The 24844-nt window shown below is 70.6% G+C and carries 25 protein-coding genes; 9 read left to right on the forward strand and 16 right to left on the reverse strand.

Annotation, left to right across the window (positions count from 1 at the left end; genetic code table 11):
• Positions 1-39 precede the first annotated feature (39 nt).
• Together ABD355_RS02105 and ABD355_RS02110 are read left to right on the forward strand one after the other, a co-directional pair.
• On the forward strand, positions 40-1137 hold the full coding sequence (locus ABD355_RS02105; protein WP_344398254.1) for a bile acid:sodium symporter family protein: 1098 nt from the start codon (positions 40-42) through the stop codon (positions 1135-1137).
• 48 nt (positions 1138-1185) lie between these two features.
• Positions 1186-1644, forward strand: a complete 459-nt coding sequence (locus ABD355_RS02110) for a pyridoxamine 5'-phosphate oxidase family protein (protein WP_344398255.1) — start codon at positions 1186-1188, stop codon at positions 1642-1644.
• A gap of 50 nt (positions 1645-1694) precedes the next feature.
• On the opposite strand, the gene ABD355_RS02115 is transcribed toward ABD355_RS02110, so the two are convergent.
• The 6 genes from ABD355_RS02115 to ABD355_RS02140 all read right to left on the reverse strand — a co-directional run bounded on the left by ABD355_RS02115 (position 1695) and on the right by ABD355_RS02140 (position 6855).
• The gene (locus tag ABD355_RS02115; RefSeq protein ID WP_344398256.1) at positions 1695-2600 is read right to left on the reverse strand and encodes an aldo/keto reductase; all 906 of its coding nucleotides are present in this window, start codon (positions 2598-2600) and stop codon (positions 1695-1697) included.
• Positions 2601-2692: 92 nt separating this feature from the next.
• On the reverse strand, positions 2693-3358 hold the full coding sequence (locus ABD355_RS02120) for an SRPBCC family protein (protein ID WP_344398257.1): 666 nt from the start codon (positions 3356-3358) through the stop codon (positions 2693-2695).
• Positions 3355-3717, reverse strand: coding sequence for an ArsR/SmtB family transcription factor (locus ABD355_RS02125; protein WP_344398258.1), 363 nt, complete (start codon positions 3715-3717; stop codon positions 3355-3357). Before ABD355_RS02125 ends, ABD355_RS02120 begins: the two co-directional genes overlap by 4 nt.
• Positions 3718-3819: 102 nt before the next feature.
• Positions 3820-5142: an aldehyde dehydrogenase family protein gene (locus tag ABD355_RS02130; RefSeq protein ID WP_344398259.1), complete on the reverse strand. Its 1323-nt coding sequence runs from the start codon at positions 5140-5142 to the stop codon at positions 3820-3822.
• A 160-nt stretch (positions 5143-5302) separates the two neighbouring features.
• Positions 5303-6499 carry an RNA polymerase sigma factor gene (locus ABD355_RS02135; RefSeq protein WP_344398260.1) on the reverse strand — a complete coding sequence of 399 codons (1197 nt, stop codon included), beginning with the start codon at positions 6497-6499 and terminating at the stop codon, positions 5303-5305.
• Complete coding sequence (locus tag ABD355_RS02140) at positions 6499-6855, reverse strand: YciI family protein (RefSeq protein ID WP_344398261.1); 357 nt, start codon at positions 6853-6855, stop codon at positions 6499-6501. Before ABD355_RS02140 ends, ABD355_RS02135 begins: the two co-directional genes overlap by 1 nt.
• A 98-nt stretch (positions 6856-6953) precedes the next feature.
• Here ABD355_RS02140 and ABD355_RS02145 point away from each other — a divergent pair, with 98 nt between their 5' ends.
• Positions 6954-8009: an acyl-CoA dehydrogenase family protein gene (locus ABD355_RS02145; protein WP_344398262.1), complete on the forward strand. Its 1056-nt coding sequence runs from the start codon at positions 6954-6956 to the stop codon at positions 8007-8009.
• Positions 8010-8108: 99 nt separating this feature from the next.
• On the opposite strand, the gene ABD355_RS02150 is transcribed toward ABD355_RS02145, so the two are convergent.
• The 6 genes from ABD355_RS02150 to ABD355_RS44565 all read right to left on the reverse strand — a co-directional run bounded on the left by ABD355_RS02150 (position 8109) and on the right by ABD355_RS44565 (position 13679).
• Positions 8109-9254, reverse strand: coding sequence for an LLM class flavin-dependent oxidoreductase (locus ABD355_RS02150; RefSeq protein ID WP_344398263.1), 1146 nt, complete (start codon positions 9252-9254; stop codon positions 8109-8111).
• 34 nt (positions 9255-9288) lie between these two features.
• A complete protein-coding gene (locus ABD355_RS02155) occupies positions 9289-10473 on the reverse strand; it encodes an SfnB family sulfur acquisition oxidoreductase (protein ID WP_344398264.1) in 1185 nt (394 codons plus the stop codon).
• A 5-nt stretch (positions 10474-10478) separates the two neighbouring features.
• Entirely contained in the window at positions 10479-11033 is a 555-nt protein-coding gene (gene ssuE / locus ABD355_RS02160; RefSeq protein WP_344398265.1) for an NADPH-dependent FMN reductase, read from the reverse strand.
• Positions 11034-11117: 84 nt separating this feature from the next.
• Complete coding sequence (locus ABD355_RS02165) at positions 11118-12335, reverse strand: acyl-CoA dehydrogenase family protein (RefSeq protein WP_344398266.1); 1218 nt, start codon at positions 12333-12335, stop codon at positions 11118-11120.
• Between the two features lie 29 nt (positions 12336-12364).
• The gene (gene sfnG, locus ABD355_RS02170) at positions 12365-13486 is read right to left on the reverse strand and encodes a dimethylsulfone monooxygenase SfnG (protein ID WP_344398267.1); all 1122 of its coding nucleotides are present in this window, start codon (positions 13484-13486) and stop codon (positions 12365-12367) included.
• 109 nt (positions 13487-13595) lie between these two features.
• Positions 13596-13679 (reverse strand): putative leader peptide, encoded by an 84-nt coding sequence (locus ABD355_RS44565; RefSeq protein WP_350760414.1) that lies wholly within the window; start codon positions 13677-13679, stop codon positions 13596-13598.
• Between the two features lie 138 nt (positions 13680-13817).
• Between ABD355_RS44565 and ABD355_RS02175 the strand changes: the two genes are divergently transcribed.
• Positions 13818-14735 carry a LysR family transcriptional regulator gene (locus ABD355_RS02175; RefSeq protein WP_344398268.1) on the forward strand — a complete coding sequence of 306 codons (918 nt, stop codon included), beginning with the start codon at positions 13818-13820 and terminating at the stop codon, positions 14733-14735.
• 12 nt (positions 14736-14747) lie between these two features.
• Here ABD355_RS02175 and ABD355_RS02180 read toward each other — a convergent pair whose 3' ends face one another.
• Positions 14748-14912, reverse strand: a complete 165-nt coding sequence (locus tag ABD355_RS02180; protein ID WP_344398269.1) for a hypothetical protein — start codon at positions 14910-14912, stop codon at positions 14748-14750.
• Between the two features lie 235 nt (positions 14913-15147).
• Here ABD355_RS02180 and ABD355_RS02185 point away from each other — a divergent pair, with 235 nt between their 5' ends.
• Complete coding sequence (locus tag ABD355_RS02185) at positions 15148-15591, forward strand: SPW repeat protein (protein ID WP_344398270.1); 444 nt, start codon at positions 15148-15150, stop codon at positions 15589-15591.
• Positions 15592-15685: 94 nt separating this feature from the next.
• Here ABD355_RS02185 and ABD355_RS02190 read toward each other — a convergent pair whose 3' ends face one another.
• On the reverse strand, positions 15686-16456 hold the full coding sequence (locus ABD355_RS02190; protein ID WP_344398271.1) for an ArsR/SmtB family transcription factor: 771 nt from the start codon (positions 16454-16456) through the stop codon (positions 15686-15688).
• Between the two features lie 52 nt (positions 16457-16508).
• Here ABD355_RS02190 and ABD355_RS02195 point away from each other — a divergent pair, with 52 nt between their 5' ends.
• Positions 16509-16688, forward strand: a complete 180-nt coding sequence (locus tag ABD355_RS02195; protein WP_344398272.1) for a hypothetical protein — start codon at positions 16509-16511, stop codon at positions 16686-16688.
• Between the two features lie 158 nt (positions 16689-16846).
• Here the strand turns inward: ABD355_RS02195 and ABD355_RS02200 are convergent, their stop codons facing one another.
• Positions 16847-18304 (reverse strand): APC family permease, encoded by a 1458-nt coding sequence (locus ABD355_RS02200; RefSeq protein ID WP_344398273.1) that lies wholly within the window; start codon positions 18302-18304, stop codon positions 16847-16849.
• Between the two features lie 157 nt (positions 18305-18461).
• On the opposite strand from ABD355_RS02200, the gene ABD355_RS02205 reads away from it, so the two are divergent.
• Complete coding sequence (locus tag ABD355_RS02205) at positions 18462-19646, forward strand: ROK family protein (protein ID WP_344398274.1); 1185 nt, start codon at positions 18462-18464, stop codon at positions 19644-19646.
• Positions 19647-19750: 104 nt separating this feature from the next.
• Positions 19751-22453, forward strand: a complete 2703-nt coding sequence (locus ABD355_RS02210) for a glycoside hydrolase family 2 protein (protein ID WP_344398275.1) — start codon at positions 19751-19753, stop codon at positions 22451-22453.
• 38 nt (positions 22454-22491) lie between these two features.
• Here ABD355_RS02210 and ABD355_RS02215 read toward each other — a convergent pair whose 3' ends face one another.
• Positions 22492-23946: a hydrolase gene (locus tag ABD355_RS02215; protein WP_344398276.1), complete on the reverse strand. Its 1455-nt coding sequence runs from the start codon at positions 23944-23946 to the stop codon at positions 22492-22494.
• 271 nt (positions 23947-24217) lie between these two features.
• Here ABD355_RS02215 and ABD355_RS02220 point away from each other — a divergent pair, with 271 nt between their 5' ends.
• Positions 24218-24481, forward strand: a complete 264-nt coding sequence (locus ABD355_RS02220; protein WP_344398277.1) for a GlsB/YeaQ/YmgE family stress response membrane protein — start codon at positions 24218-24220, stop codon at positions 24479-24481.
• Positions 24482-24844: the final 363 nt, after the last annotated feature.

Raw genomic sequence — 24844 nt, forward strand, 5'->3', positions numbered from 1 at the left:
TCCTTCTCCGCCCCAGCCCCACGACGGAAGAGCGCCGCCATGAGCCTTCGACCCGCGAAGACCACCGCCGACCACCAGCCGCGACCGCCCCGGCCACCTCGCACGTTCGCCCTGCTCCGGCGCCATCTCGGCGCGGCGATCGTCCTGGCCTACGCGGCCGCGGCGCTGCTGCCCGCTCCCGGCCTGTGGCTGCGGCACCCGCACCCGATCGGGATCCCCGGTCTCGCTGAACTCTCCCTGCAGACACCGCAGTTACTACTCGCCCTCGTGCTGTTCAGCGCCGGCCTCCAGGTGCCGCTGCGTGAGCTGCGGCTGCTGCTGAGGCGCCCGGCCGCGCTGGTCGCCGGGCTCGTGCTGCATGTGGTGGCGCCGTTGTTGATCGTCCCCGGGGTCGCGTTCGCGCTGCGGCACTCCCCCGACCAGGACGGCGGCAGCGGCATGGTCGCCGCGATGATCCTGATCGTCTCGATGCCGGTGGCGGCCGGGGCGACGGTGTGGACCGCCAAGGGGGACGGCGACCAGCCGACGGCCGTCGGACTGGTCCTCGCCTCCACGCTGGTCAGCCCGCTGACCGTGCCTTTGACCCTGGCGGCGCTGTGCCCGTTGCTGCGCGGCGAGTACGCGGGCCGGCTGGCCGACGCGGCGCAGACCGCCGGGCACGCGTTCGCGCTCACCTCGGTCGTGCTGCCCTGCGGCGCGGGTCTGCTGTGCCGGTTGCTCCTGCCCAGGAGGTCCTCGGAGGGGCTCGTCGGCGCCGCCGTCGCCGTGGCTCTTCCGGCATCCCTGCTGCTGACGTATGTGAACGCCAGCGGCGTGCTGGGGCCGTTCCTGCGTCATCCGCGCCCGGCGCTGCTGGCCGGCGCGCTGGTCGTCGCGGCGACGGTGTGCGGGCTGTCCTTCGCGCTCGGGCGGGTCGCCGCCCACGCCCTGCGGCTGGATGCGAGAGCCGGCGCGTCCGTGACGCTGGCCTGCGGGATGAACAACAGCAGCGCCAGTGCCGTGCTCATCACGACGACGCTGCCCGACCGTCCGCACATCCTGCTGCCGGTGCTGGCGTACGGGCTGCTGCAGAAGGTGGCGGCGGGGCGGGTGGTGCGCGGGTTCGGTTCCAGGAGAGAAGGAGGCCTACGGACTTAGGGCTGCGGCCCGAGGTGCGATGCGGGACGCGCCGGTAGCGTCACGGGCATGAAGATCACCGAGCCGCCCCGCAGCGCCGGGCAGCGCAAGCAGGACGTACTGGCCCGACTGGCGCGCGAGTCGGACATCTGGGTCGCCACCGCCGACGAGGGCGGGCTGCCGTGCCTGGTGGCGCTGTGGTTCGCCTGGGACGGGGAGTCGGTCTGGATGTCCACCCGGGCCACCAACCCCACGGGCCGCAATCTGCGCGACGGCGGGCGCACCCGGCTGGCCTTCGGCGACACGCAGGACGTGGTGCTCGTCGACGGCGACGTGGAGACGTTCACCGGGCAGGGCGTGCCGGCCGCGGCGGCCGACGCGTTCGTGGCGAAGACGGGGTGGGATCCGCGCAACGACAGCGCGTCGTACGCCTTCTTCCGGGTGCGGCCGCGTGCCGTGCAGGCCTGGCGAGGAGGGCATGAGCTGCCCGGGCGGCATCTGATGCGGGACGGCGTGTGGGCGGTCTGAGACGACTTGGCACGGCGGAGGAGGGACCCTCGCCGAGGGCCCCCTCGGCCTCAGTCGGCCTTGCTGTGCAAGGCGTTGAGTCGCTCCAGCTCGTCGGCGGTGAGGCGGAGCGCTCCTGCGGCCACGTTCTCGGCCAGGTGGTCGGGGTTGCCGGTGCCGGGGATGGCCAGGACGTGCGGGCCCTGGTGCAGCGTCCAGGCGATGCGGACCTGGCTGGGGCTCGCGGCGTGGGCGCGGGCGACGGCGAGCACTTCCTCGTCGTGAGCGGTGCTCGCGCCCCTCTCCCCGCCCGAACCGGCGACGGCGAAGAACGGCACGAAGGCGATGCCCTGTTCGCCGCAGAGGCGCAGGACTTCGTCGGTGGCGGGGTCGTGGCGCTCGAGCCCGTACCGGTTCTGCACGCACACCACCGGCGCGATGGCCTGCGCCTCGGCAAGGTGGCGGGGCTCCACGCCGGAGATGCCCAGGTGCCGGATGAGTCCCGCCTCGCGCAGCTCGGCCAGCGCGCCGAAGTGCTCGGCGATCGAGTCCTGCTCGGTGCGCCGGAAGTTGACGACGTCGAGGTGGTCCCGGCCGAGCTGGCGCAGGTTCTCCTCCACATGACCGCGCAACTGGTCGGGGCGGGCCGGAGTACCCCACTCGCCCCAGTAGTCGCGGTAGGGGCCGACCTTCGTGGTGATGACGAGGTCGTCCGGGTACGGGGCCAGCGCGCTGTTGATGATCTCGTTGGCGGACCGCAGCCGGGAGAAGTAGAAGGCCGCGGTGTCGATGTGGTTCACGCCGAGCTCGATCGCCTGGTGCAGCACGGCGATCGAGCGCCCGCGGTCGCTGGGTATCCCGTGATGGAAGGCGGCACTGCCCGTCAGCCGCATCGCTCCGAAGCCGATGCGATTGACGGACAGGTCACCGAGTTTCCACGTGCCCGCGGCATCCGCGGTGATCGTTTGGGAGGTCATCGGCGGAGTCTCGCACACGCGGGGCGCCCCGACGCGGGGACTTTGCGGATACGTGTGCGAAGTTGAGGGCAGCGGTCAACCAGGAGAGGCGGTCAGCTGGCGCCCTCTTCGCCCGGGTCGCCGCCCTCCCCCGCACCCGTGTAGGCCGCCGTGGTCCGGTCCGCGGCCTCACGCGCCGTTTTCTCGTCCTCGCCGCCGTCGACGTTCGCCGCGTACCAGGCTTCGCTGCTGGACGTCATGAAGCGACGGCCCTCCTCCGAGCCCATCCAGGCCATGAATTTCTTCGGGTCGACGGCCGCGCCACCGCTCGCCAGGTGCAGGGAGAGCCCCCGGACCATCAGGTCCCATCCCACGCCGACGGCGCCCGGGCCGAACTCCGCCCACTTCGTGTCGTCGACATGGGCGATGTGCTCCAGTCGGAAGCGTGTGCCGCCCTCCTCGGGGGTCAGATGGAGCTCGATCCAGCTGACCTCGCCGCCGTACTCCCAGGTCGCGGAGAAGCTGTTGGGCGGGTCGCAGCGCTCGATCACACCGCCCGCATTGCCTTCGAGCTGATAGCGGCCCCCCAGTCGCAGTTCTCCCGCCACGGGCAGGAGCCAGCGGGGGATGCGCTCAGGGTTCGTACAGGCGTCCCACACGTCGTCGAGCGGGGCGTCATAGGTCCGGGTCACGGTCACCACGCGTGCCTCGCCCGCCTTGAAGGTGCGTCGGCCGACCTGTCGGCGCACGTCGCTGATGTCATGGGTCACGTCGGTCATCGGTGCTCCTCGGGGGTCTCTTCGGCATCCCGGAGTCGGCGTGCGCGTTTGCCGCGCGCCAGCTCGGTGGCCAGGGCGTCCAGATGCGGGGTCCAGAAGCGGCGGAACCGGTCGAGCCACGCGTCTATGTCCTGCAACGGCTCGGCGTTGACCGCGTACAGCCGCCGGGTTCCTTCGGGTCGGACAGTCGCGAACCCGTTCTCCCGCAGCACCTTCAGATGCTGCGACACACCGGGCTGCGAGATCCCGAACTCCTCCCCGATGACCTCGCAGAGCGCTCCCGAGGTCATCTCCCCACCGGCCAGCAGCTCCAGGATCCGCCGGCGCACCGGGTCCCCGAGCACATCGAAGGCGTGCATACGGCCACCATATCAGCCACCACTTATATAAGCAGCGCCCGATATTGCGGGGCGAAAGAAGCCCGGCCGCGTCAGCACGGCCGGGCGTTCTTCTCGCCGGATTCAGCTCAGCGGCTTGTGCAGCACCGCCTTGCGGTGACTGAACGTCTCGATCGAGTAGCGGCCGTGATAGCTGCCCATGCCGCTCTCGCCCACTCCGCGGAACGGCAGGTCCGAGACGGTGAGATGAGCCAGCGGAAGGCCGTGGCCGAGACCCCCGGAGGACGTCTCGGCGGCGATCCGGCCGCGGGTCTCCTCGGACTCGGAGAAGACATAGAGGGCGAGGGGCTTGTCGCGGTCGTTGATGAAGTCGATCGCCGCGTCCAGGTCCGGCACGGTGACGATCGGCAGGATCGGGCCGAAGATCTCTTCCTGCATGACGGGCGACTTGGGGTCGACGTCGGCCAGCACGGTCGGTGCGATGTACTTCGTCGTACGGTCGCTGCTGCCGCCGACGACGACGCGGCCCGAGTCGAGCAGGCCGGAGAGCCGGTCGAAGTGCCGTTCGTTGACGATGCGGCCGTATTCGGCGGATGCGGACGGGTCGCTGCCGTACAGCGCCTCGACGGCACGGGTGAGCGCGGACTCCAGGGCGGCGGCGGTGGCCGGGTCGGTAAGGACGTAGTCGGGGGCGACACAGGTCTGCCCGGCGTTGAGGAACTTGCCGCGGGCCAGCCGGTCGGCGACGACGCCGAGGTCGGTGTCGCCGTCGACGAACGCTGGGGACTTGCCGCCGAGTTCGAGGGTGACGGGGGTGAGGTGCTCGGCGGCGGCGCGCATGACGATGCGGCCGACGGCGCCGTTGCCGGTGTAGAAGATGTGGTCGAAGCGCTCGGCCAGCAGGGCCGTGGTCTCCGGGATGCCCCCCTCGACGACGGCGACCGCGTCGGTGTCGAGGTAGGCGGGCAGCAGGCGGGCGAGCGCGGCGGAGGTGGCGGGGGCCAGTTCGCTGGGCTTGGCGACCACGGCGTTGCCCGCGGCGAGTGCGCCGACCAGCGGGGCGAGCAGGAGCTGGGCGGGGTAGTTCCAGGGGGCGATGACGAGGACGACGCCGAGCGGGTCGTACTGCGTCCAGGCGCTCGCGTCCGCGCCGAGGTGGGCCGGGACCGGGGCGGCTTCGGGGCGCAGCCAGTCGGCGAGGTGGTCGAGGGTGTGGTCGATCTCGCGGATCGTGAAGTCGATCTCGGTGCGGTGCGCCTCGGTGGCGCTCTTGCCCAGGTCGGCATGGAGGGCGGCGGCCAGGTCGGGGCCGTTGTCCGCGAGCAGTTCGCGCAGTCGGCGCAGCTGGGCGGTGCGCCACTCGACGGGCTTGGTGCGGCCGGTGCGGAAGGTGGCGCGCAGCCGGGCCACGACGTCGGCGGGCTGCTCGGGGGTGGAGTGGTTCACGGTGCCTCGCTGCTGGAACGGACAGGGTCAGGTGTATATGGCAACCTTTCATACACCAAAATAAATCCCGGCGTCCGAGGACTACTTTCCGCAGCGAACCCGTCACACGCCGACGAGCGCGTCAGGTGCGGGCGAGCCGGGTCCCGCGCGGGCGAGGACATCAGGTGCGGCCGAGTTCCTGCCGCCGCCGTTCCAGATAGGTGCGTTCCGCCTGGCTCTCCGAGTGCGCGATGGCCGCCTCGTACGCACGTACCGCCTCGGTGTCGCGTCCCAGGCGGCGCAGCAGGTCGGCGCGGACGGCATGGAAGACGTGGTAGCCGTCGAGGTCCAGCGCTTCGACAGCATCCAGGGCTTGGCGGGGTCCCTCGGTCTCGGCGACGGCGACCGCTCGGTTCAGGGCCACGACGGGGCTCGGCGCGAGGGCCAGAAGCTGGTCGTACAGCTGTCGGATCTGGCCCCAGTCGGTGGCGTCGGCGGTGGGGGCGTCGCTGTGGACGGCCTGGATGGCGGCCTGGATCTGGTACGGGCCGGGCTGGTTGCGGCGCAGGCAGTGGCGGACCAGTGACTGCCCCTCGGTGATCAGCTTCCGGTCCCAGCGGCCGCGGTCCTGCTCCGGCAGCGGTACCAGCGCCCCGTCCTCGTCCAGCCGGGCGGGGCGACGGGAGTCGACGAGGAGCATCAGCGCGAGCAGACCGGTGACCTCGGGCTCGTCCGGCATGAGTTCGGACAGGAGGCGTCCGAGGCGTACGGCTTCCGCGCACAGGTCGGGGCTGCCGCCGTAGCCCTCGTTGAAGATCAGGTAGACGACCGCCAGGACGCCCTTCAGGCGGTCGGGAAGGTCGGCGTCGCGGGGCACGCGGTAGGGGATGCGGGCGTCGCGGATCTTCGCCTTGGCGCGGACGAGGCGCTGGGCCATCGTCGGCTCGGGCACCAGGAACGCGCGTGCGATCTGCGGCGTGCTGAGGCCGCCGAGCAGACGCAGGGTCAGGGCGACCTGCGCCTGGGGGGCGAGCGCCGGGTGGCAACAGGTGAAGATCAGACGGAGCCGGTCGTCGCGCACGGGGCCCTCCTCGGCCGGTGCGTCGGGGGTGTGCAGCAGGGCCGCCTCGGCGTGGCGGGCCTCGCGGGAGGACTCGCGGCGCAACCGGTCGATCGCGCGGTTGCGTGCGGTGGTGATGATCCAGCCGGCCGGGCTCGGCGGCACGCCGGTCTCCGGCCAGCGCTGCACGGCCGTCGTAAAGGCGTCCTGCACCGCTTCCTCGGCGAGGTCGATGTCGCCGAGGAAGCGGACGAGGACGGCGACAGCGCGGCCGTACTCCGCACGGAAGACGGCCTCGACGTCGACGGAAGGGGACATCACTCCTCGACCTGGTGCATGAACGGGCGCACCTCGATGGGCAGAGTGGTCGCCCAAGTCGCCTTCCTGCCCCATTCCAGGGCCGCGTCCAGGTCGGGGGCCTTGATCAGGCAGATGCCTCCCAGGTACTCCTTGCCCTCGGCGTACGGCCCGTCGGTGATCAGGACGTCGCCGCCCTGGGGCCGGAGCACGGTGGCCGTCTCGGGGCCGTGCAGCCCGCCGGCGAAGACCCAGGCGCCGGCCTCGCGCAGTTCCGCGTGGAAGGTGTCGAGGTTGCGGACGATCTCCGCCATGGCCTCGGGCCCGGGCGGCGTTCCGTCGGTCGGTGTGATCACGCTGAGCAGGTAGTACTGCATGACGTCCTCCTTGGCATGGTGCCGTTCTCTCACCTCCTACACGAACGGCACACCCCCGGATCGACACCGCGCACGACGACATCGGGAGAATCTTCCGCATGACCGCCGCAGCGCACCCCCTCGTCTCCACCGCCCAGTCTCTCGCCGACGACCTCCTCGCCCCCAACGCGGCGCGCGTCGACCAGGAGGGGGTGCCCGCGAGCCATATGGCGGCCGTCCGGCGGTCGGGGCTGCTGGGTATGAGCGCGCCGCGCGAGTACGGCGGCGCGGGCGCCCCCGACCCGGTGGCGCGGGAGGTTCAGGAGATCCTGGCCGGGGCGTGCTGCTCGACGTGGTTCGTGCAGACCCAGCACCACACTCCCGTACGGCTGCTGGCAAGGTCCGAACTCCCGGTGCGGGAACGGCTGTTGGGTCCGCTGGCCTCCGGTGAGCTGCTGGCCGGGATCGCCTACGCCCATGTGCGTGCCTTCCCCCGGGTGCCCGTGCGGGCCACGGCGGAGCGGGACGGCTGGCGGTTCGACGGCACGGTGCCCTGGTACACGGGCTGGGGGCTGAACGACGCGATGCTGCTCGCGGGCGTGACCGACTCGGCCGAGATCGTCTTCGCCTTCGCCGACGCCCGCGAACAGCCGGGGCTGCGCGCCTCGCAGCCGATGCAGCTGGCGGCGCTCACCGCCGCCCGTACCGTCTCGCTGGAGCTGGACGGCCTCCGGCTACCGGAGGAGAGCGTGGTGCTGCGCACCCCGCAGGAGAAGTTCGCCCTCCTCGACCTGCCCCGGAGCACGAACGCCTCCCCGGCCGTTTTCGGGGTGGCGTACGCCGCGCTGCGCGTGCTGGAGGCCGCCGGCGAGACGCAGACCGCCCGGGCGCTGCGCGGCCGCCTCGACGAGGTGCGGCGGCAGGCCTACGACCTGGCCGATCACCCCGTCCCGCACGAGCGCGTCGCGGAACGGCTGGCGCTCAAGACGCGGTCCTACGACCTCATGCGTGCGGCCACGACCGCGGCGGTCGTGGCCGGTGGCGGCCGCACGATGGACGTGCACCATCCCGCCCAGCGACTGGCCCGCGAGGGGATGTTCCTGCTGGTGCAGGGGCAGACGTCGGTGGTGCGGCGGGCGCATCTCGACACGCTCACGGAGATCCAGGAGGCCTGATCTTGAAGGGACTCCTCCTTCACCGGTCCGCAGGACGACCATCCCGACGAGGCGGCGACAGGTGCAGGTCTTCTTCGGCGGCAAGGTCGGCACGAGGGCCTAGCTCGCGAACGGCACCTGTGCCGAGGGGGCGGCCGGCTGGGCGAACGGGTGCTGCCACACGCCCTGCGCGGCCAGGCGCGGCAGCACGCCCTCGCCGAACCAGTAGGCCTCCTCCAGATGCGGGTAGCCGGAGAGCACGAACTCCTCGATCCCCAGGGCCGCGTACTCCTTGATCCGCTCGGCGACCTCCTCGTGGCTGCCGACCAGCGCGGTGCCCGCGCCGCCGCGGACCAGGCCGATGCCCGCCCAGAGGTTGGGGTGGATCTCCAGGCCGTCGCGGTTGCCGCCGCCGTGCAGGGCGAGCATCCGCTGCTGTCCCTGGGACTCGCTGCGGGCGAGGCCGGCCTGGACGGACTGCACGGTCTGCGGGTCGAAGCCGTCGAGGAGCCGGTTCGCCTCCGCCCACGCCTGCTCGGAGGTGTCGCGGGTGATGACGTGCAGCCGGATGCCGAAGCGCAGGGTGCGGCCCTCCTTTGCGGCGAGCCCCCGGATCCAGGCGATCTTCTCGGCGACCTGGGCGGGCGGCTCGCCCCAGGTGAGATAGGTGTCGACGTACTTGGCGGCGATCTCTCCGGCGATGGGCGAGGACCCGCCGAAGTACACCTCGGGGACCGGGTCGGGCAGCCGGGCGAGTTTGGCGTCCGCGACCTGGAGGTGCTCGCCGTGCAGGTCGACGGTCTTGCCCTCCCACAACGCCCGGACGATCTCCAGGAATTCGCCGGTACGGCGGTAGCGGTCGTCCTTGTCCAGGAAGTCGCCGTAGGCCCGCTGCTCGTGGCTCTCGCCGCCGGTGACGACGTTGAGGAGCAGCCGTCCGCCGCTCTGCCGTTGGAAGGTGGACGCCATCTGCGCGGCCAGCGTCGGCGAGACGAAGCCGGGACGGAAGGCGACCAGGAACTTCAGGCGTTCGGTGTGCCGGCTGACCATCGCGGTGGTCAGCCAGGCGTCCTCGCACCAGGCGCCCGTGGGGGTGAGCGCGCCGACGAAGCCCAGGTCCTCGGCGGCCTTGGCGATCTGGCTCAGATAGGCCACCGTCGGCGGCCGGTCCCGGCCGGAGGCGGTGGCGGGGGTGCCGTGGCCGCCGCCGACGACGTGCCGGCTGTCGCCGTTGGTGGGCAGGAACCAGTGGAAGGTGAGGGACACGTGGGGTCTCCGATCAGAGGTGTCGCTGGTGTCGCTAGAGGAGGCCGTGGCGGGGGGGCCGGGTGCCGTTCAGGACGTACCGGCCGATGTGCTGGATCTTCCAGCGGGCCGGGTCGTGCAGGGTGTGGGTGCGGGCGTCACGCCAGTGCCGGTGCAGATTCAGGGAGTTGAGCGCCGCCCGGGTGCCGGACACCTCGAACAGGGCGCTCGCCACCTCGACCGCCGTCTGCGCGGCCTGCACCTTGGCCGCGGCGACCGCGATGGACGCCTCGGCCGCCGTGTCGTCGGTGAGGTCGGTGCGCGCCGCGTCGACCGCGCGGGCGGCCTCCCGCAGGAGGGCCTCCGAGGCCCGCACCCGAAGGGCGAGTTCGCCGAACCGCTGGATGAGCAGCGGGTCCTCGGCGGCGGTGTCGACACCGCTCTCGAACCAGGGGCGGCTCTTGTTGCGCACGAACTCGGCGGCTTCGGCGAGGGCTCCCGCCGCGATCCCTGCGTCGATGGCCGCGTGCAGCAACTGGGCCAGGGCGCCGTGCAGTTGCGGCCCCTGGAAGGTGAGGTGGTGCGGGAGCACGCGGTCGGCGGGCACCTCGACGCCGTCCAGGCGCACGGTTCCGCTGGCGGTCGTGCGCTGCCCCATGCCGTCCCAGTCGTCGATCACCGTCAGGCCGGTGGCCTGCCGGGGCACGTAGGCGACATGCAGGTTGTCGTCCTCGGCGCGGGCCAGCACCGGGATCCAGTCCGCGAAGAGGGCCCCGGTGGAGTAGTGCTTGACACCGGTCAGGAGGTAGGAGCCGTCCGGCTGGGGTTCGAGGCGGGTGCGGATGTCCTGGACGTGTTTGGTGCCCGCCTCGGACTGGGCGTTGCCGAAGCGGCGGCCCGCGAGCAGCTCGGCGAAGAAGAACTTCCGTTGCTGCTCGGTGCCTTGACGGCGGATCACATTGACGTAGACGAAGTGGCTCTGCGGGATCTGGGCGAGGCTGCCGTCGGCCGAGGCGAGCAGCCGGAAGATCTCGGCGAGGGTGAGCGCGCTGACGTCCGCGCCGCCGTGCTCGGCGGGGACGGTGACCGCGAGCAGCCCGGAGGCGGACAGCCGGTCCAACTCCTCGCGGGGGAGCCGGCGTTCGGCGTCCCGGGCGCGGGCACCGGCGCGGAACTCGTCGGCCAGAGCGGCCGCGACGGCGAGGGCTTCCGCGTCGTCGGCGATGACATGGGCGGACACGGCGCTCAGCTCGCCGCGGCCAGCAGCCGGGTGCGGCCCAGGGCCGTGGAGAACTGGTCGACGACCTGGGCGAGGGCCTCGGTGGCGCCCGGCGCCACGGTGAGCCGGCCGTCCTCGTGCACGGTGATGTCCTTGTCGAGGGTGAACCAGCCCTGCACGATATGGCCGGCGCCCATGGAGGACAGGACCGGGCGCAGCGCGTAGTCGATGGCCAGGACGTGGGCGGTCGAGCCGCCGGTGGCCAGCGGCAGCACGGTCTTGCCGGTCAGCGCGTACTGCGGGAGCAGGTCGAGGAGCGCCTTGAGGACCCCGGAGTACGACGCCTTGTAGACGGGGGTGCCGACGACGACGCCGTCGGCCTGCGCGAACAGTTCGGTGGCCGCGACGATGGCGGGGTGCTTGAAGTCCGCGCCGAGCAGGGCCTCGGCGGGGATGGTGCGCACGTCGAGCGGGATCACCTCGTGGCCCTGTGCGGTCAGCCTCTTGTCCAGGTGACGCAGCAGGCGGTTGGTGCGGGAGGAGGCGGAGGGGCTGCCGGAGACGGACAGGACGGTGGCCATGGGTCCTCTTTCAGGGATGCGCGGGAGGCCTCCTGTGGCGGGGAGGCGGGGCGCCCGCGCGCGGCGGGCGCCCTGGGGAAGGGGTCAGGAGTACCAGGTGGGTTCGGGCAGTTCGCCCTCGAGAACCCAGCGGCCGACCTCGCGCCGCTTGTAGGCGACGGGGTCGTGCAGGGTGTGGGTGCGGATGTTGCGCCAGAACCGGTCGAGGCCCTCGGAGGTGGCGGTGGACCGGGCGCCGGTGACCTCGAAGACACGGTTCGCGATCTCCAGGGCGACGTCGGTGGCGCGTGCCTTGACGGCGGCCACCCGTACCTCGAAGTCGCCGCGGGTCTGCTCCGTGACGGCGTCCGGGTCGTCGTGCAGCTTCTGCCCCTCGGCGGCGACGGCGTCGGCGAGCGCCTCGGCCGCCCACAGCTTGGCGGTGAGGTCGCCATAGGTGTCGATGACGTACGGCTCGTCGACCGCGCGTTCGTGGCCGCCGTGCAGCCAGGACCGGGACTTGGTGCGGGTGTAGGTGGCCGCCGTCTCCAGCGCGCCGCCCGCGATGCCCAGGTAGAAGTTGACGAAGACCAGCTGGATGGTGGGGACGTTGAGCGTGTTGTACGTGCGCGGCTGGAACTGTTTGTCGACGTAGCCGGCCGCGGAGGACCAGGGGGTGCGCACCCGGTCGAGGGTGACGCCGCCGCTCTCGGTGAGCCGCTGGCCGATGTTGTCCCAGTCGTCGTGGAAGGTCAGGCCCTCGCTGTCGGAGGGCACGATGGCGAAGACGTGGTGGTCCGTGCCCTCCAGGACGCCTTCGAGGACGGTGACGTCGGAGACCTTGCTGCCGGTGGAGAAGGACTTGCGGCCGGTGAAGACGAGGTCGTCGCCGTCCTCGGTGACGATGACGTCCTTGTCGCGGGGGTTGACGGCTCCGCCGAAGAACCAGCGGCCGCGGCTGGCCTCGGCCTCCACCTGCTCCCACTGCTCGCGGGTGCCGACCAGACGGGCGGCCCAGAACCACAGGTAGTGGTAGCCGAGGAGCTGGCCGATGGAGCCGTCGGCCTTGGCGACCTCGCGGACGACGCGGTAGGCGGTGGGCCAGTCCTGGCCTGCGCCGCCGTGCTCGGTGGGGCCGAGCAGGGTGACGAGGCCGGCGTCCTTCAGGAGCTGGACCTCGGCGTACGGGGTGGCTCCGGCGCGGTCGCGCTCCACGGCGTCGGTGGCGAGGACGGCGGCGACCTCGGCGGCGCGGGAGATCCAGTCCTGGGCGGTCCGCGGGGTGGGGAGGGTGGTCCAGTCGGCGGGCGTGACGGTGCTCATGCTGATGACCTCTTTCGCGGTGGGGGCGCTCAGGCGTGGACGGGGACGGACTGGGGCTCCGTGTCCGGGAGCCCTGCCTCGAGTTCACGCACGAGCGGCAGCACCCGCTTGCCGAAGTACTCGACCTCCTCGTGGTAGTGCAGGAAGCCGAGGAGCAGGAGGTCCACGCCGAGCTTCCGGTAGGCGACGATGCGCTCCGCGATCTGCTCGGGAGTGCCGATGAGCCCTGTACGGAAGCCGTCGTTGTACTGCACCAGGTCCTCGAAGGAGGAGTCCTGCCACATGCCCTTCTTGTCGGCGGTGGACTGTCCCGCCTGCTTCACCGCGGCGCCGAAGCCCTCGACGGCCTCGGTGTCCGCCTTGGCGACGATCTCGCGGAGCGTGTCACGGGCCTCGGCCTCCGTGTCACGGGCGATGAGGAAGCCGTTCAGGCCGAACTTCGGTGCCCGGCGGCCGACTTCGGCGGCGGACTTGCGTACGTCGGCGATCTGCTCGGTGACCCCGTCGAAGTCCTTGCCGTTGGAGAAGTACCAGTCGGAGACCCGGCCGGCCATGGCGCGGGCCGCCGTGGAGTTGCCGCCCTGGAAGATCTCCGGGTGCGGGCGCTCGGCGGTGTTGAGCGGTTTGGGCTTGAGGGAGAAGTCGCGCAGCCGGTAGAAGTCACCGGCGAGTTCGGTGTGGTCCTCGGTCCAGATCTGGCGCAGGGCGCGGATGAACTCCTCGGAGCGGCGGTAGCGCTCGTCGTGCTCCAGCCACGGCTCGCCGAGGGCGGTGAACTCACCCTTGAACCAGCCGGATACGACGTTGACGGCGAAGCGGCCGTTCGAGAGATGATCGGCGGTGGCACCGAGCTTGGCCAGGACCCCGGGGTGCCACAGGCCGGGGTGGACGGCCGCGATGACCTTCAGGCGCTGGGTGGCGAGGAGCAGGGCGAGGCTGAAGCTGGTCGACTCGTGCTGGTACTCGGCGCCGTAGCTGGCCATGTAGCGGACCTGGCTGAGGGCGTAGTCGAAGCCGTTGTTCTCGGCGAGGACGGCGAGTTCGCGGTTGTACTCGTATCCCCAGTCGGTGCGCTGCTCGATCTTGCTGGTGACGAGTCCCCCGCTGACGTTGGGGACCCAGTAGGCGAATTTCACGGGCGCGGCAGGCATGCGTGACTCCTGTTGCGGAATGTTTCCAGGCACGCCGAATTCAAGCCGTGCGGGGGCACGGCGAATTCAGGCGGAGAAGAGGGAAAAGGCGGCGGATTCAGAGAGGTGATCAGGCCGCGGCGCAACAGGAGGCGCTGGAGACGCGCGCGAGGTCGACATGGCGTCGCCGCGTGAGGTCCAGTCGCATCTTCATGCCGTCGATCGTGGCAGTCGGCGCCGCGGGCCGTCAAGGAAAACCCGACCGGTCTCGCATCCCGGACCATTGAATTTCACGAACGTGTGACAGGGAAACCCTTGAACGCGCCGCGAAACGGGCTGCATTCTGCAGGGCGTGCGGACGGAACAACTGGAATACATCGCGGCCGTGACCCGGCTCGGTTCACTGCGCCGGGCCGCGGAAGAACTCCGCCTTTCCCAGCCCGCGTTGAGCGAGACGGTGCGCAATCTGGAACGCGAACTCGGGGTCGACCTGCTGGAGCGCAAGCGGTCCGGGGCGACGATGAGCGCGGAGGGCCGGGAACTGCTGCCGCACATCATCGATGTGCTGGACGCGGTGGACCGGCTGCGGAGCGCGGCGGGAGAGCAGCACAGGATCAGCCGGATGGTCAGGGTCGGCACGGTGAACGCCGCCACGGTGCCGCTGCTCATCCCGGCCGTACAGGCCTTCCGCGCGGCCCATCCGATGACGCAGGTGGAGGTGGTGGGCGCCCAGCAGTCCGAGATCCACCGGGCGCTGCTGGAGGGCGGTTTCGACCTCGGTCTGGTGAACCATCTGGACAGCGACGATCTGCCCGCCGACTTCGAGAGCACCGAACTGCTGCGCGGGCGTCCGGTGTTGTGTCTGCGCCCGGACAGTCCGCTCGCCGCGCTGTCCGCCGTCACGGTGGACGATGTCCTCGACGGTCCGGAGCCGGTGATCGCGATGCGCTCCGGCTATGTCATGCACCGCTATGCCCACCGTCTGCTGCGGGGCCGCTCCCCCGACTTCTCCTTCTCCACCGACGGCGCCGAAATGGGCAAGCTGATGGTGGCCGAAGGACTGGGAGCCACACTTCTGCCGGACTTCAGTGTCATCGGCGACCCCCTGGAGCGACGGGGCGCGATCACCTACCGTCCGATCTGCGACGACTCGACGGAGGTTCTGCTGATGCTGCAGCGCCGCCGCGCCGTTTCCGCGCCCCGGGCGGCGCAGGATCTCCATGAGGTGTTCGTGCGCAGGGCGCGCGAGTTGGGCGGCTCCCTGACGTGAGCGTCCGCCGGGTCAGTCCTCGTCGGCCGGCACCACGACGAGGAACGCATCCGACTTGAGATCCATGATCACCGTCGCGTTCCTGCCCTCGGCGCGGCAGCGCGCCGCGTACTCCTCCGCCGGCCACGATCCGCGCGGAGCTCCCGCAGGAAACCGCTCCAACACCTTCGCGCCCATAGCGGCAGCCACCTCCATTTGCGAGACATGCGGTCAACCCCTCTATGGTCCGCATGCCCGCGATCTGCACGGACATGTGCGTGAGCCGGAGGGGTGCCCCACAGGCGCCCTCCGCCTCAGGCACCCCGCCGACCTCTACACATAAAGATGAAATAAGAGCAGAATGGACTTACGCGGCGCTTATCCGCATACCGCACCAGACGCGGTCAGGTCTGTGAGTCAAAGGAGACGAGTCATGGCCAACGTCTCGCCCACCAGCAGGGGGGACATCACCACCCACCCTGATGTTTCCGAAATGCGGGAACGCTATGCCCGCATGCTTGGCGGTCGCGATGTGACGCTCTTGGACGGACCGGTGTTCCTGCTCGGTCTGTACTGCGCCGTATCCCCATGGATACTCCACTACACGACGAGCCAGCCCCCGCTGGTCACGCACAACCTCGTCGTCGGCATCGCGATCGGCCTGCTGGCCCTCGGGTTCACCCGCGCCCCCGAGCGCATGTACGGCCTCAGCTGGGCATTCTGCGCGGTGGGCGTCTGGATGATCATTGCACCCTGGGTCGTCGGCACCAGCCCGGACACCGGTGTCGCCCTCAACAACATCATCATCGGCGCGCTCGCCGTGATCCTGGGGCTGATGTGCGCCGGTGCGGCGGCGAGGAGCGTCCCCAGGCCGTAGGAACGGACCAGATGTAGGAACGGACCAGAAGGGACGGCATCGGCGGCCGGTCCGCGCTCGGTGCGGGACCGGCCGTCCCGCGTCCCGTCACCGCTCAGTGACCGGGCACCGACCAGGGCTGCTGCGGCAGTGGACTGCCGGTCTCCAGCAGCGACTTGAGGTTCGACAGCACCGCCGGCCAGCCGCGGGAGACGTCCGACAGCGCTCCCTCGTCCCAGAGGTCCTCGTGGGTGACGGTGAGGCGGACGATGTCCTCGTGCGGCGTGATGTCGAAGGTCACCCGGGAGTGCTTGTCCTCCTGCCCCTCGTGCCGGGGGTCGGCCCAGGTGGTGACCAGGCGGGTCGGGGGCTCGCTCTCCACGACGGTGCCGACGACGTCGGCGATACCGGAGCCGTCCGTGCGGACGTGTTCCCAGCGGGAGCCCTGCCGCCAGTCCGATTCGTTGCGGTGGCCCCAGTAGGCGGCGGTCAGGTCCGCGTCGGTGAGCGCCTCCCAGACCTTCTCCGGTGTGCTGCGGATGTAGGTGACGTAGACGTAACTGGGCTTGTCGCTCATGGTGGCTTCCTCGGCTCGTCGTTTGACGTCGCTCAGCGCGCTCAGGCGCGGGCGCTCGAACTTGTCGATCCACCGCTCCTGGATCTCGTGGAGCGGGACCGGGTTGAGGTAGTGCAGCTTCTCCCTCCCCCGCCGCACCGTGCCGACCAGATTGGCGTCCTCCAGGACACCCAGATGCTGGGTCACCGACTGGCGTGTCATCGCGATGCGCTCGCACAGCTCGCCGAGCGTCTGACCGTTCTGCTCGTGCAGCCGGTCCAGCAGCCGTCTGCGGGTCTCGTCGGCCAGCGCCTTGAAGACCTTGTCCATCCCGGAGTCACTCTCTGATCGCACACTCAACGTTATGCAGGCAATTACCTGCATGTCAAGGACGGCGGGGCCGGACCGCAGTTCTTCAGCCGAGGAAGCACGTACCGCCGACGTCACGGCCACGCTGGGCGTCACGGCCATGCTGGGCGTCACGGCCGTCAGCGCCTATCGCCTCTTGGCGCCCACGACCAGGACCGCCACGTCGGCCACGCACGCGAGCGGCCGCTGCTAGACGGCGTCGACAGGCCCAGCCCCTGTCCATCACGCCGGGCGCCGCGGCTGACGCACACCGCGGAACTTCCCGTGCGCCCCGCGTCCCCTCAGGGGCGCGGGGAACTGCGCGACCAGCCCCGACCGACCCCTGGTTTCATCGCATTGCGGCAGCCAGGCTCACGCGCCCGCGGGCTCCGCATCCGACACCGCCGAGGCCGCCAGGTACTCCTCCGCGATCTCCTTCGGGCCGAACGGCCACACCTTCTCGAAGCGCGCCCAGAGCACATACGCGACGCAGCCCAGGGCCAGCCAGGCCAGCGACCACTCGATGGGATGGCGGCCCGGCGAGCTCTTGTCCGCGTAACCGTAGATCACACACCAGCCGACGAACGCGACGATGCTCGGCACCGGGTAGAGCCACATGCGGTAAGGCCGCTGCAGGGCCGGCTGGCGCCTGCGCAGCACCGTCAGGGCGACGATCTGGGCCAGCGCCTGCACGATCACCATCACCGTCGTCAGCAGCTGGATCAGTGTCGCCAGGTCCGTGTGCCGGCCGATCAGGAAGCCCACGGCCGTGATCACGCCCATGGTCGCCAGGCCCAGCATCGGGAAGCGGTGCTTGGGGTGCAGTTTGGCGTAGGGGCGGAAGAAGACGCGCTCGCGGGCCGCGTCGTACGGCACCCGCGAGCCGCCCAGCAGGCCGGTGAAGACCGAGGCGAAGGCCGTGATCAGGATGAGGACGGTGACGGTGTCCGCCGCGCCCTTGCCCCAGGTCTTCTCCAGGACCGCCGAGGCCACCGACGTGGACGCGATGTCGTCCGGGTTGGTCATGCGGTGCCAGTCGATCACGCCGAGCGTGCCGATCTGCAGCAGCAGGTAGATCGCCATGATGCCGAGGATGGAGAAGATGATCGAACGCGGCAGGATGCGTCCGGGGTCCTTGATCTCGGCGCCCATGTAGGCCGTGGTGTTGTAGCCGAGGTAGTCGTAGATGCCGATGGTCAGGCCGCCGGCGAAGCCGAGCCAGAAGTGGTTGCTCCCCAGGTCGAAGGCGTGCGCGGGGTAGGTGAAGGCGAGGTGCGCACTGAAGTCCGTGGCGGCGGCCAGGATGACCAGCGCCACCGAGACGATCATGACGGCCCACATCACGGCGGTGATCCGGGCGATGTGCTCGATGCCCCGCCACAGCAAAAACACGACCAGGGCGATGATGCCGAGGCCGATCAGGTCGCCGGACGTCTGCCCGAGGTGGGGCGCGAGATAGCCGAGGTACTGGACGAAGCCCACCACGCCGGTCGACATGATCAGCGGGATGAACAGCATCGCCGTCCAGACGAACAGGAACGGCATCAGCCGGCCCGTGCGGTACTGGAAGGCCTGGCGAAGGTAGACGTAACTCCCGCCGGAGCCGGGCATCGCCGCGCCCAGCTCCGCCCACACCAGCCCGTCGGCGAGCGCGAGCAGCGCACCCGCGATGAACCCGATCACGGCCTGCGGGCCGCCGAACGCGGCGACCATGAGCGGGATCGTGACGAACGGGCCGATGCCGCACATCTGGCTCATGTTGATGGCGGTGGCCTGGAACAGGCCGACGCGACGGACGAAACCACCGTTGGGTGGCGGACTACCGGACATGAGGACTCCTGAAGCACCGGGCGCTGGGCTGTCCATGGCTGACCTTGTCCGGCCTTGGCTCGCCCGGCGAGGCTGTTGGCCGATAAAGTTAAGGAGCCTTACTTGATGCGTCAAGAGGCTCCATCGAACGGCCCCGCGCATACGTGAGAATGGTGCGATGCCCGCCAGTGACGCCCCAGACCAGCAGGAACAGCCCTGGAACCGCCGGCGGCTGCGCAGCACCAACGAGCGGCTGCTGCTCGACCGGCTGCGCAGCGGCGGCGCCGCCTCGCGCGCCCAACTGGCCCGGGAGACCGGCCTGTCCAAGCCGACCGTCTCCAGCGCACTCGCCGCACTGGAGGCGGCCGGGCTGGTCCACGAGGTCGGCACACTCGCACCGGAGCGCGGCCGCACCGCCGTCCTGTACGCACCGGACCCGGCGGCGGGCTACGCCCTCGGCATCGACGTCGGCCGCAGCTGGCTGCGGGTCGCGGTCGCCGACCTGGACGGCACCGTCGTCGCCCGCTCCGACGTGCGCAACCGGGCCCGCAGCGCGGCCGCGATGGCGGACCTGGTGGTGACGACGGCCCGTCAGGTGGTCCACGGCTCGGACGTGGCCGCCCAGGAGGTGGTGCACGCGGTGGTGGGCACGCCCGGCGTGTACGACGAGCACCAGCGCCGGGTGCGCTATGCGATGCACCTGCCGGGCTGGGGGCGCGCCGGGCTCTTCGACCGGATGCGCGAGGAGCTGGGCGTCCCGCTGGAGGTCCACAACGACGCCAATCTGGCGGCGCTCGGCGAGTACACCTACGGCGTCGGGGCGGGCAGCCGGCTGTTCGCGTACATCCTGATCGGAACCGGTCTCGGGATGGGCGTGGTCAGCGAGGGGCGGCTGTTCACCGGGGCGCACGGACTGGCCGGGGAGATCGGGTTCCTGCCCTGGCCTGGGCAGCAGAAGCCGGAGCGGCTGGAGGACGCGGTGTCGGGGGTGGCCGTGGTCGAGGCGGCGCGCCGGTTCGGCATGAGCGGGCAGCTCACCGCGAAGGCGGTGTTCGACGCGGCCCGCCAGGGGAACGAGGCCGCGGTCAAGGCGGTTCGACTGGAGGGCGAACGGATCGCGCACACGGTGGCGGCGGCCGCTGCCGTGCTCGACCCGGATCTCGTGGTCCTGGGCGGCGGGGTGGGCCACAGCGTGGACCTGCTGCTGCGTCCCGTGCGTGAGCACCTCCGGTCGCTCACCCCGCTGCGGCCCAAGGTCGTGCCCAGCCGGCTCGGCGAGGACGCGGTGTTGCTGGGTGCGGTGGCCACGGCGCTCGGGACGGCGCGGCACACGGTCTTCGAGAGCCGTTCGGCCGGTTCCTGACCAACACGGATACGGGCCGCGGTGATTGACAGGGTCCGCGCGACACCCCTAGCGTGACCGCCGTTAGTAAAGTTTCCTAACTTTACGAAGGGGCTGGAGACTCCGTGAACAGACAGCGTCTCGCCACGGCCGCCGTAGTCCTGGGTCTGTTGGGTTCCCTGGCCACCAGCGCCTGGGCCGGACCCCATGACCGAGAGACCGCCCCGCCGAGGCGGGTCACCTCCGTCTCCTCCGAGCCGGGCAGCACGACCGCGTTGACGGGCTACACGATCCAGTCGACGACGAAGGTCTCCGACCCGCCGGCCGACATCTCCTCCCCCGGCTACCCGGCGACCGGCTGGTACCCGGCGGGCTCCCGCTCCACCGTCCTGGCAGCACTGCTCGCGAACGGCGTGTACCCCGACCCGTTCTACTCGACGAACCAGCAGAAGATCCCCAAGGGCGACTTCCAGGTCCCCTGGTGGTACCGCTCGGACTTCACGGTCGCCGACACCTCCGAGCGCACCTACCTCGACCTCAGCGGCGTGATCTCGGCGGCCGACGTCTACGTCGACGGCCACCAGGTCGCCACGGCGCAGGACGTCACCGGCGCCTACACCCACCATGAGCTGGACGTCACTTCACTCGTCCGCTCCGGCACGAACACCGTTGCCTTCCGCATCCGGCCCAACGACCCGGACAAGAACCTGACCATGGGCTGGATCGACTGGCTTCAGCCACCGCCCGACCAGAACATGGGCATCGTCCGCGATGTCCTCGTCCGCCGCGGCGGCCCCATCGCCCTGCGCGACGCCCACGTGGTCACCAGGCTGGACGTGCCCTCGCTCGCCTCGGCCGACCTGACGGTGAAGGCGCAGGCCCGCAACGACTCCGGGGGGCCCGCGACCACCACGGTCTCCGGCAGCATCGGCACGACCACCTTCGAGAAGACCCTCACGCTGGCCGCGCACGAGACCAAGACCGTCAGCTTCACCCCGTCCGACGTCCCCGCACTCCACCTGACCTCGCCGAAGGTGTGGTGGCCGGCCGGCATGGGCGGACAGCCCCTGTACGACCTGAAGCTCACCGCGTCCGTCTCCGGCACCGTCTCGGACACCGCACAGCAGACCTTCGGCATCCGCGACGTGCAGGCGCCGCTGAACTCCGACGGGGCCCGCCAGTACCGCATCAACGGCCGCAGGCTGCTGATCAAGGGCGGCGGCTGGTCACCGGACGAGTTCCTGCGCTGGGACCGGACGTACGTCGAGGACCGGCTCAAGTACGCCCTCGACCTCGGCCTGAACACCATCCGCCTCGAAGGCCACCTGGAACCGGACGAGTTCTTCGACCTCGCCGACCGCTACGGCATCCTCACACTGCCCGGCTGGGAGTGCTGCGACAAGTGGGAGGGCCAGGTCAACGGCGGCGAGCCCGGCGACAAGTGGAGCGCCGCGGACTACCCGGTCGCCAAGGCGTCGATGGCCGCCGAGGCCGCCCGGCTGCGCGACCACCCGAGTGTGATCTCCTTCCTCATCGGCAGCGACTTCGCACCCGACGCCACGATCGAGAAGAACTACCTGGACGCCCTGAAGGCCGCCGACTGGCCGGTCCCGGTGGTCGCCGCCGCCTCCGCCAACTCCTCACCACAGCTGGGCAGTTCGGGCATGAAGATGACCGGCCCCTACGACTGGGTCCCGCCGGACTACTGGTATGCCAAACGCGAGGGCGGCGCCACCGGCTTCAACTCCGAGACCAGCGCGGGCCCCGACATCCCCACCCTCGACACCCTGCGCCGCATGATGACCCCGGCCGAACTCGACACCCTGTGGAAGAACCCGGACGCCAAGCAGTACCACCGCTCCCCGTCGTCGACCTTCGGCACCCTCAAGCTCTACGACGACGCCCTCACCGGCCGCTACGGCGCCCCGACGGGCCTGGCCGACTACGTCCGCAAGGCGCAGCTCGCCCAGTACGAGAACGTCCGTGCCCAGTTCGAGGCGTACGAGCGCAATGCCACCGACTCGTCGAAGCCGTCGACCGGGGTCGTGTACTGGATGTTCAACAGCGGCTGGACCTCGCTGCACTGGCAGCTGATGGACCGCTACCTCGACCAGGGCGGCGCCTACTTCGGGGCGAAGAAGGCGAACGAGCCGCTGCACGTCCAGTACTCCTACGACGACCGCTCGGTGGTCGTCGTCGACAACCGGCACACCGCCGCCTCCGGGCTCACCGCCCGGGCCACGCTGTTCAACCCCGACGGCACGCAGACGTACGACAAGTCCGTCACGGGGGTGAAGGTGAGCGGGGACGGTGCGCACAGCACCGCGCTCACCCTGCCGGCGTCGGTGACCGGGCCGGCGACCACGTATCTGGCGCGTCTGACGCTGAGCGACTCCTCGGGCAAGGAGGTCAGCCGGAACGTGTACTGGCTGTCCACCAGGCCCGACACCCTCGACTGGGCCCGCACCGATTGGTACTACACGCCGACGACGAGCTACGCCGACCTCAAGGGCCTCAGCTCCATGGCGCAGGTGCCGGTGTCGGCGACGGCGTCGACGGATGCGTCGGGCGACACGGCGACCACGACCGTGACCCTGCGCAACACCGGCAGCGGGAAGACGCCGGCCCTGTTCACCGACGTCCATCTCGTCGACGCGCAGGGGAAGCCGGTGCTGCCCGTCGAGTGGTCGGACAACGAGGTCGCTCTCTGGCCGGGCGAGACGGTCACCTTGACCGCCACCTACCGGACGGCGGATCTGCACGGGTCGGTGCCGCGGCTGCGGATCTCCGGGTGGAACACACCGGAGCGGACGGTCCCGGCCGCATGACGTGCGGGGCCCGGCACGGAAGCCGGGCCCCACGGGCGTCAGCTGACGTTGAGCGCCGTGTCGTCGATGACGAAGGACGTCTGCAGCGTGGAGCCCTCGGTACCGGTGAACTTGAGGGTGACGGTCTGGCCTGCGTAGCTCGCCAGACTGAAGCTGCGCTGGGTGTAGCCGCTGGCGGCGTTCAGGTTCGAATACGTCGCCAGCGTGCCCAGCACGGCCCCGGAGCTGCCCAGCACCTGGACCTTGAGTGTGTCGTACGCCGTGCTGGTGCTGGTCTCCGCCGTGTCGACGTGCAGATAGAAACTCAGGGCGGCGGTGGTGCAGCCGGACGGGATGGTCACCGACTGGGAAAGCGTGTCGGTGGTGGCGGTGCCGTAGCCGTCCAGCCAGGCGTAGTACGAGCCCGTACGGGCCGACTCGCCGCTGGAGTTGGTGATGACGCCGCTGGAGGCGCTCCAGGTGGAGTTGCCCGACTCGAAGCCGCTGTTGCCGAGGAGCTGGGCGGCGGTGCAGGTGCCGGTGCCACCGCCACCGCCGCCGCCCCCGCTGCTGGTGCCGTCACCGGCGAGCCAGGCGGTGGCGTTGAGGGCGAGGGCGGCGTTGGTGGCGCTGGAGTCGTTCCAGCCGTCGTAGAGGGTGTTGCCCGACTGGCCGGTGCCGTCGTCGATCGGCGAGCTGTCGCCCCAGAAGGCGACCCGCCCGCTGCCGAAGGTGCTGGTGAGGAAGAAGGCGCCGGTGTTGCCGGAATAACCCGTCCGGTAGAGCAGGCCCTTGACGGAGGAGTTGTCCGAGGGCTTGAGGGTGGCGGTGGTGCCGTTGGCGATGAGGCTCTTGGTGACGGTGCCGAAGGAGCCGTGCAGCACGGGGTTGGTGCTGTCGCTGATGGCGGCCGGGTGGTCGGAGCTGATGTTCAGCGAGTCGATGGAGAAGCCGAACGGGTCGGTCGAGTCGACGCTGTTGTTGGTCATCAGGTCGTTGAGGATCTGGACCGCGTCGTAGCCGTCGTTGTTGCGGTCGGCTCCGGTGTGGTCGGAGATCATGAACAGTCCGCCGCCGTTCTTGACGAAGGTCATGATCGCCGTCTTCTCGGCCGTGGTGAAGAGGGTGTTGGGCTCCGGCAGGACGAGGGTGTCGAAGTTCGACAGGTCGGTGGCCGACGAGCCGCCGTAGGTGAGGGCGCTGGTGGCGGTCTTGAGGCTGTAGCTGCCGGTCTTCTGCAGGGCCACGCCCCAAGAGGACAGTGCGCCCGTCCAGTCGGTCTCGACGGACGGGGAGGAGTTCTCGCCCAGCGGGTCGGGCTTGCTGGTGGAGATGATCCAGTCGGCGTTGCCGGCCTCCTCGGCGTGGCCGTCGTCGAACAGGACGCGGTGCGTGGTGGCCGCGTGGGCAGGCGTGGCGATGACGGTGGCCTGGGCGGCCGCGGTGGCGGTGAGCAGGCCGAACGCGGCCAGGGCGGTGGTGAGTCTTCGGCGGGATCTGGTGAGTGCGAGCATCCGGCGTACCTCCGTGTGGGGTTGGGGAAGAGCGAGCGGTGCGGGGCCGGACCTACGCGCGTAGAAACCAGGCATCTGCGCGCGTAGACATTCGGCCGCACGGCGGCCGATCACTTGAACGGTACATGGCAGGAGTGGAGCTGAACAGGCGTCACCGGGGCCATCGGACGGAGATTGACCCGGCGTTGACCCGTGGTTGAAGCGGAACGGAATGTCCCCCGCGGCAGGGGGCATCCGGACAGTGCGGGGGCCTTGACCAAGAGGGGCGGAGATGGAGATCTCAGGCATCATCAGTGCCATCGTGATCGGCATCATCATCGGTGTGCTCGGCCGGCTGGTCGTCCCGGGGCGCCAGCACATCGGCATCGTGCTGACGATCCTCGTCGGCATCGTGGCCGCGCTGATCGGATCGGCGATCGCCCATGCCTTCGGCGTGGCCGACACCAAGGGCGTCGACTGGATCGAGTGGCTCATCCAGATCGGCCTCGCCGCGCTCGGCGTCGCCGCCCTGGACCGTTCGAGGGCACGCCGCTGACCCGAAAACCGCGGTGACACACCGGCCGTTTCGAGCCCGGGCGGGGGCCTGCGCGCCTCGCCCGGGTGTCGTCGGTGCTGCTCCCCGGCTCGCGAGACCAGCCGAATCGCGCGTTCCGCATCCTCTCCCCGGCCAAGTAGCCTGTTGTCGGCAGCGGGAGGGCCCGGAGTCAGGCCCGCCGATGCGGCTCCCCTCGGCAATCGGCGGGCCTGCCGCCTCGACCGTGCACCCTCAGCGGGAGAGTCGGGCACATCGGGAGGCTGTCCCCCGGGGCGGCTGTTTCCTCTCCAGAGGTTTCCAGCCGGAATGGCCCGTGAGGCGGGGCCGTTCGGCCCTGGACAAGGGGCCGTTCGGCCCCAGTTG

It is taken from the genome of Streptomyces longisporus, from assembly GCF_039532765.1.
In the GTDB taxonomy this organism is placed as follows: Bacteria; Actinomycetota; Actinomycetes; order Streptomycetales; family Streptomycetaceae; genus Streptomyces; species Streptomyces longisporus.

What these genes read in the sequence shown, in the direction of transcription:
- ABD355_RS02190 (WP_344398271.1), bottom strand. Translation starts at nt 16,456, where the DNA reads ATGGACAAGGTCTTCAAGGCGCTGGCCGACGAGACCCGCAGACGGCTG.
- sfnG (WP_344398267.1), bottom strand. Translation starts at nt 13,486, where the DNA reads ATGCCTGCCGCGCCCGTGAAATTCGCCTACTGGGTCCCCAACGTCAGC.
- ABD355_RS02205 (WP_344398274.1), top strand. Translation starts at nt 18,462, where the DNA reads ATGCCCGCCAGTGACGCCCCAGACCAGCAGGAACAGCCCTGGAACCGC.
- ABD355_RS02110 (WP_344398255.1), top strand. Translation starts at nt 1,186, where the DNA reads ATGAAGATCACCGAGCCGCCCCGCAGCGCCGGGCAGCGCAAGCAGGAC.
- ABD355_RS02125 (WP_344398258.1), bottom strand. Translation starts at nt 3,717, where the DNA reads ATGCACGCCTTCGATGTGCTCGGGGACCCGGTGCGCCGGCGGATCCTG.
- ABD355_RS02115 (WP_344398256.1), bottom strand. Translation starts at nt 2,600, where the DNA reads ATGACCTCCCAAACGATCACCGCGGATGCCGCGGGCACGTGGAAACTC.
- ABD355_RS02215 (WP_344398276.1), bottom strand. Translation starts at nt 23,946, where the DNA reads ATGCTCGCACTCACCAGATCCCGCCGAAGACTCACCACCGCCCTGGCC.
- ssuE (WP_344398265.1), bottom strand. Translation starts at nt 11,033, where the DNA reads ATGGCCACCGTCCTGTCCGTCTCCGGCAGCCCCTCCGCCTCCTCCCGC.
- ABD355_RS02195 (WP_344398272.1), top strand. Translation starts at nt 16,509, where the DNA reads ATGTCAAGGACGGCGGGGCCGGACCGCAGTTCTTCAGCCGAGGAAGCA.
- ABD355_RS02120 (WP_344398257.1), bottom strand. Translation starts at nt 3,358, where the DNA reads ATGACCGACGTGACCCATGACATCAGCGACGTGCGCCGACAGGTCGGC.
- ABD355_RS44565 (WP_350760414.1), bottom strand. Translation starts at nt 13,679, where the DNA reads ATGAAGATGCGACTGGACCTCACGCGGCGACGCCATGTCGACCTCGCG.
- ABD355_RS02185 (WP_344398270.1), top strand. Translation starts at nt 15,148, where the DNA reads ATGGCCAACGTCTCGCCCACCAGCAGGGGGGACATCACCACCCACCCT.
- ABD355_RS02200 (WP_344398273.1), bottom strand. Translation starts at nt 18,304, where the DNA reads ATGTCCGGTAGTCCGCCACCCAACGGTGGTTTCGTCCGTCGCGTCGGC.
- ABD355_RS02180 (WP_344398269.1), bottom strand. Translation starts at nt 14,912, where the DNA reads ATGGGCGCGAAGGTGTTGGAGCGGTTTCCTGCGGGAGCTCCGCGCGGA.
- ABD355_RS02220 (WP_344398277.1), top strand. Translation starts at nt 24,218, where the DNA reads ATGGAGATCTCAGGCATCATCAGTGCCATCGTGATCGGCATCATCATC.
- ABD355_RS02140 (WP_344398261.1), bottom strand. Translation starts at nt 6,855, where the DNA reads ATGCAGTACTACCTGCTCAGCGTGATCACACCGACCGACGGAACGCCG.
- ABD355_RS02145 (WP_344398262.1), top strand. Translation starts at nt 6,954, where the DNA reads ATGACCGCCGCAGCGCACCCCCTCGTCTCCACCGCCCAGTCTCTCGCC.
- ABD355_RS02105 (WP_344398254.1), top strand. Translation starts at nt 40, where the DNA reads ATGAGCCTTCGACCCGCGAAGACCACCGCCGACCACCAGCCGCGACCG.
- ABD355_RS02165 (WP_344398266.1), bottom strand. Translation starts at nt 12,335, where the DNA reads ATGAGCACCGTCACGCCCGCCGACTGGACCACCCTCCCCACCCCGCGG.
- ABD355_RS02135 (WP_344398260.1), bottom strand. Translation starts at nt 6,499, where the DNA reads ATGTCCCCTTCCGTCGACGTCGAGGCCGTCTTCCGTGCGGAGTACGGC.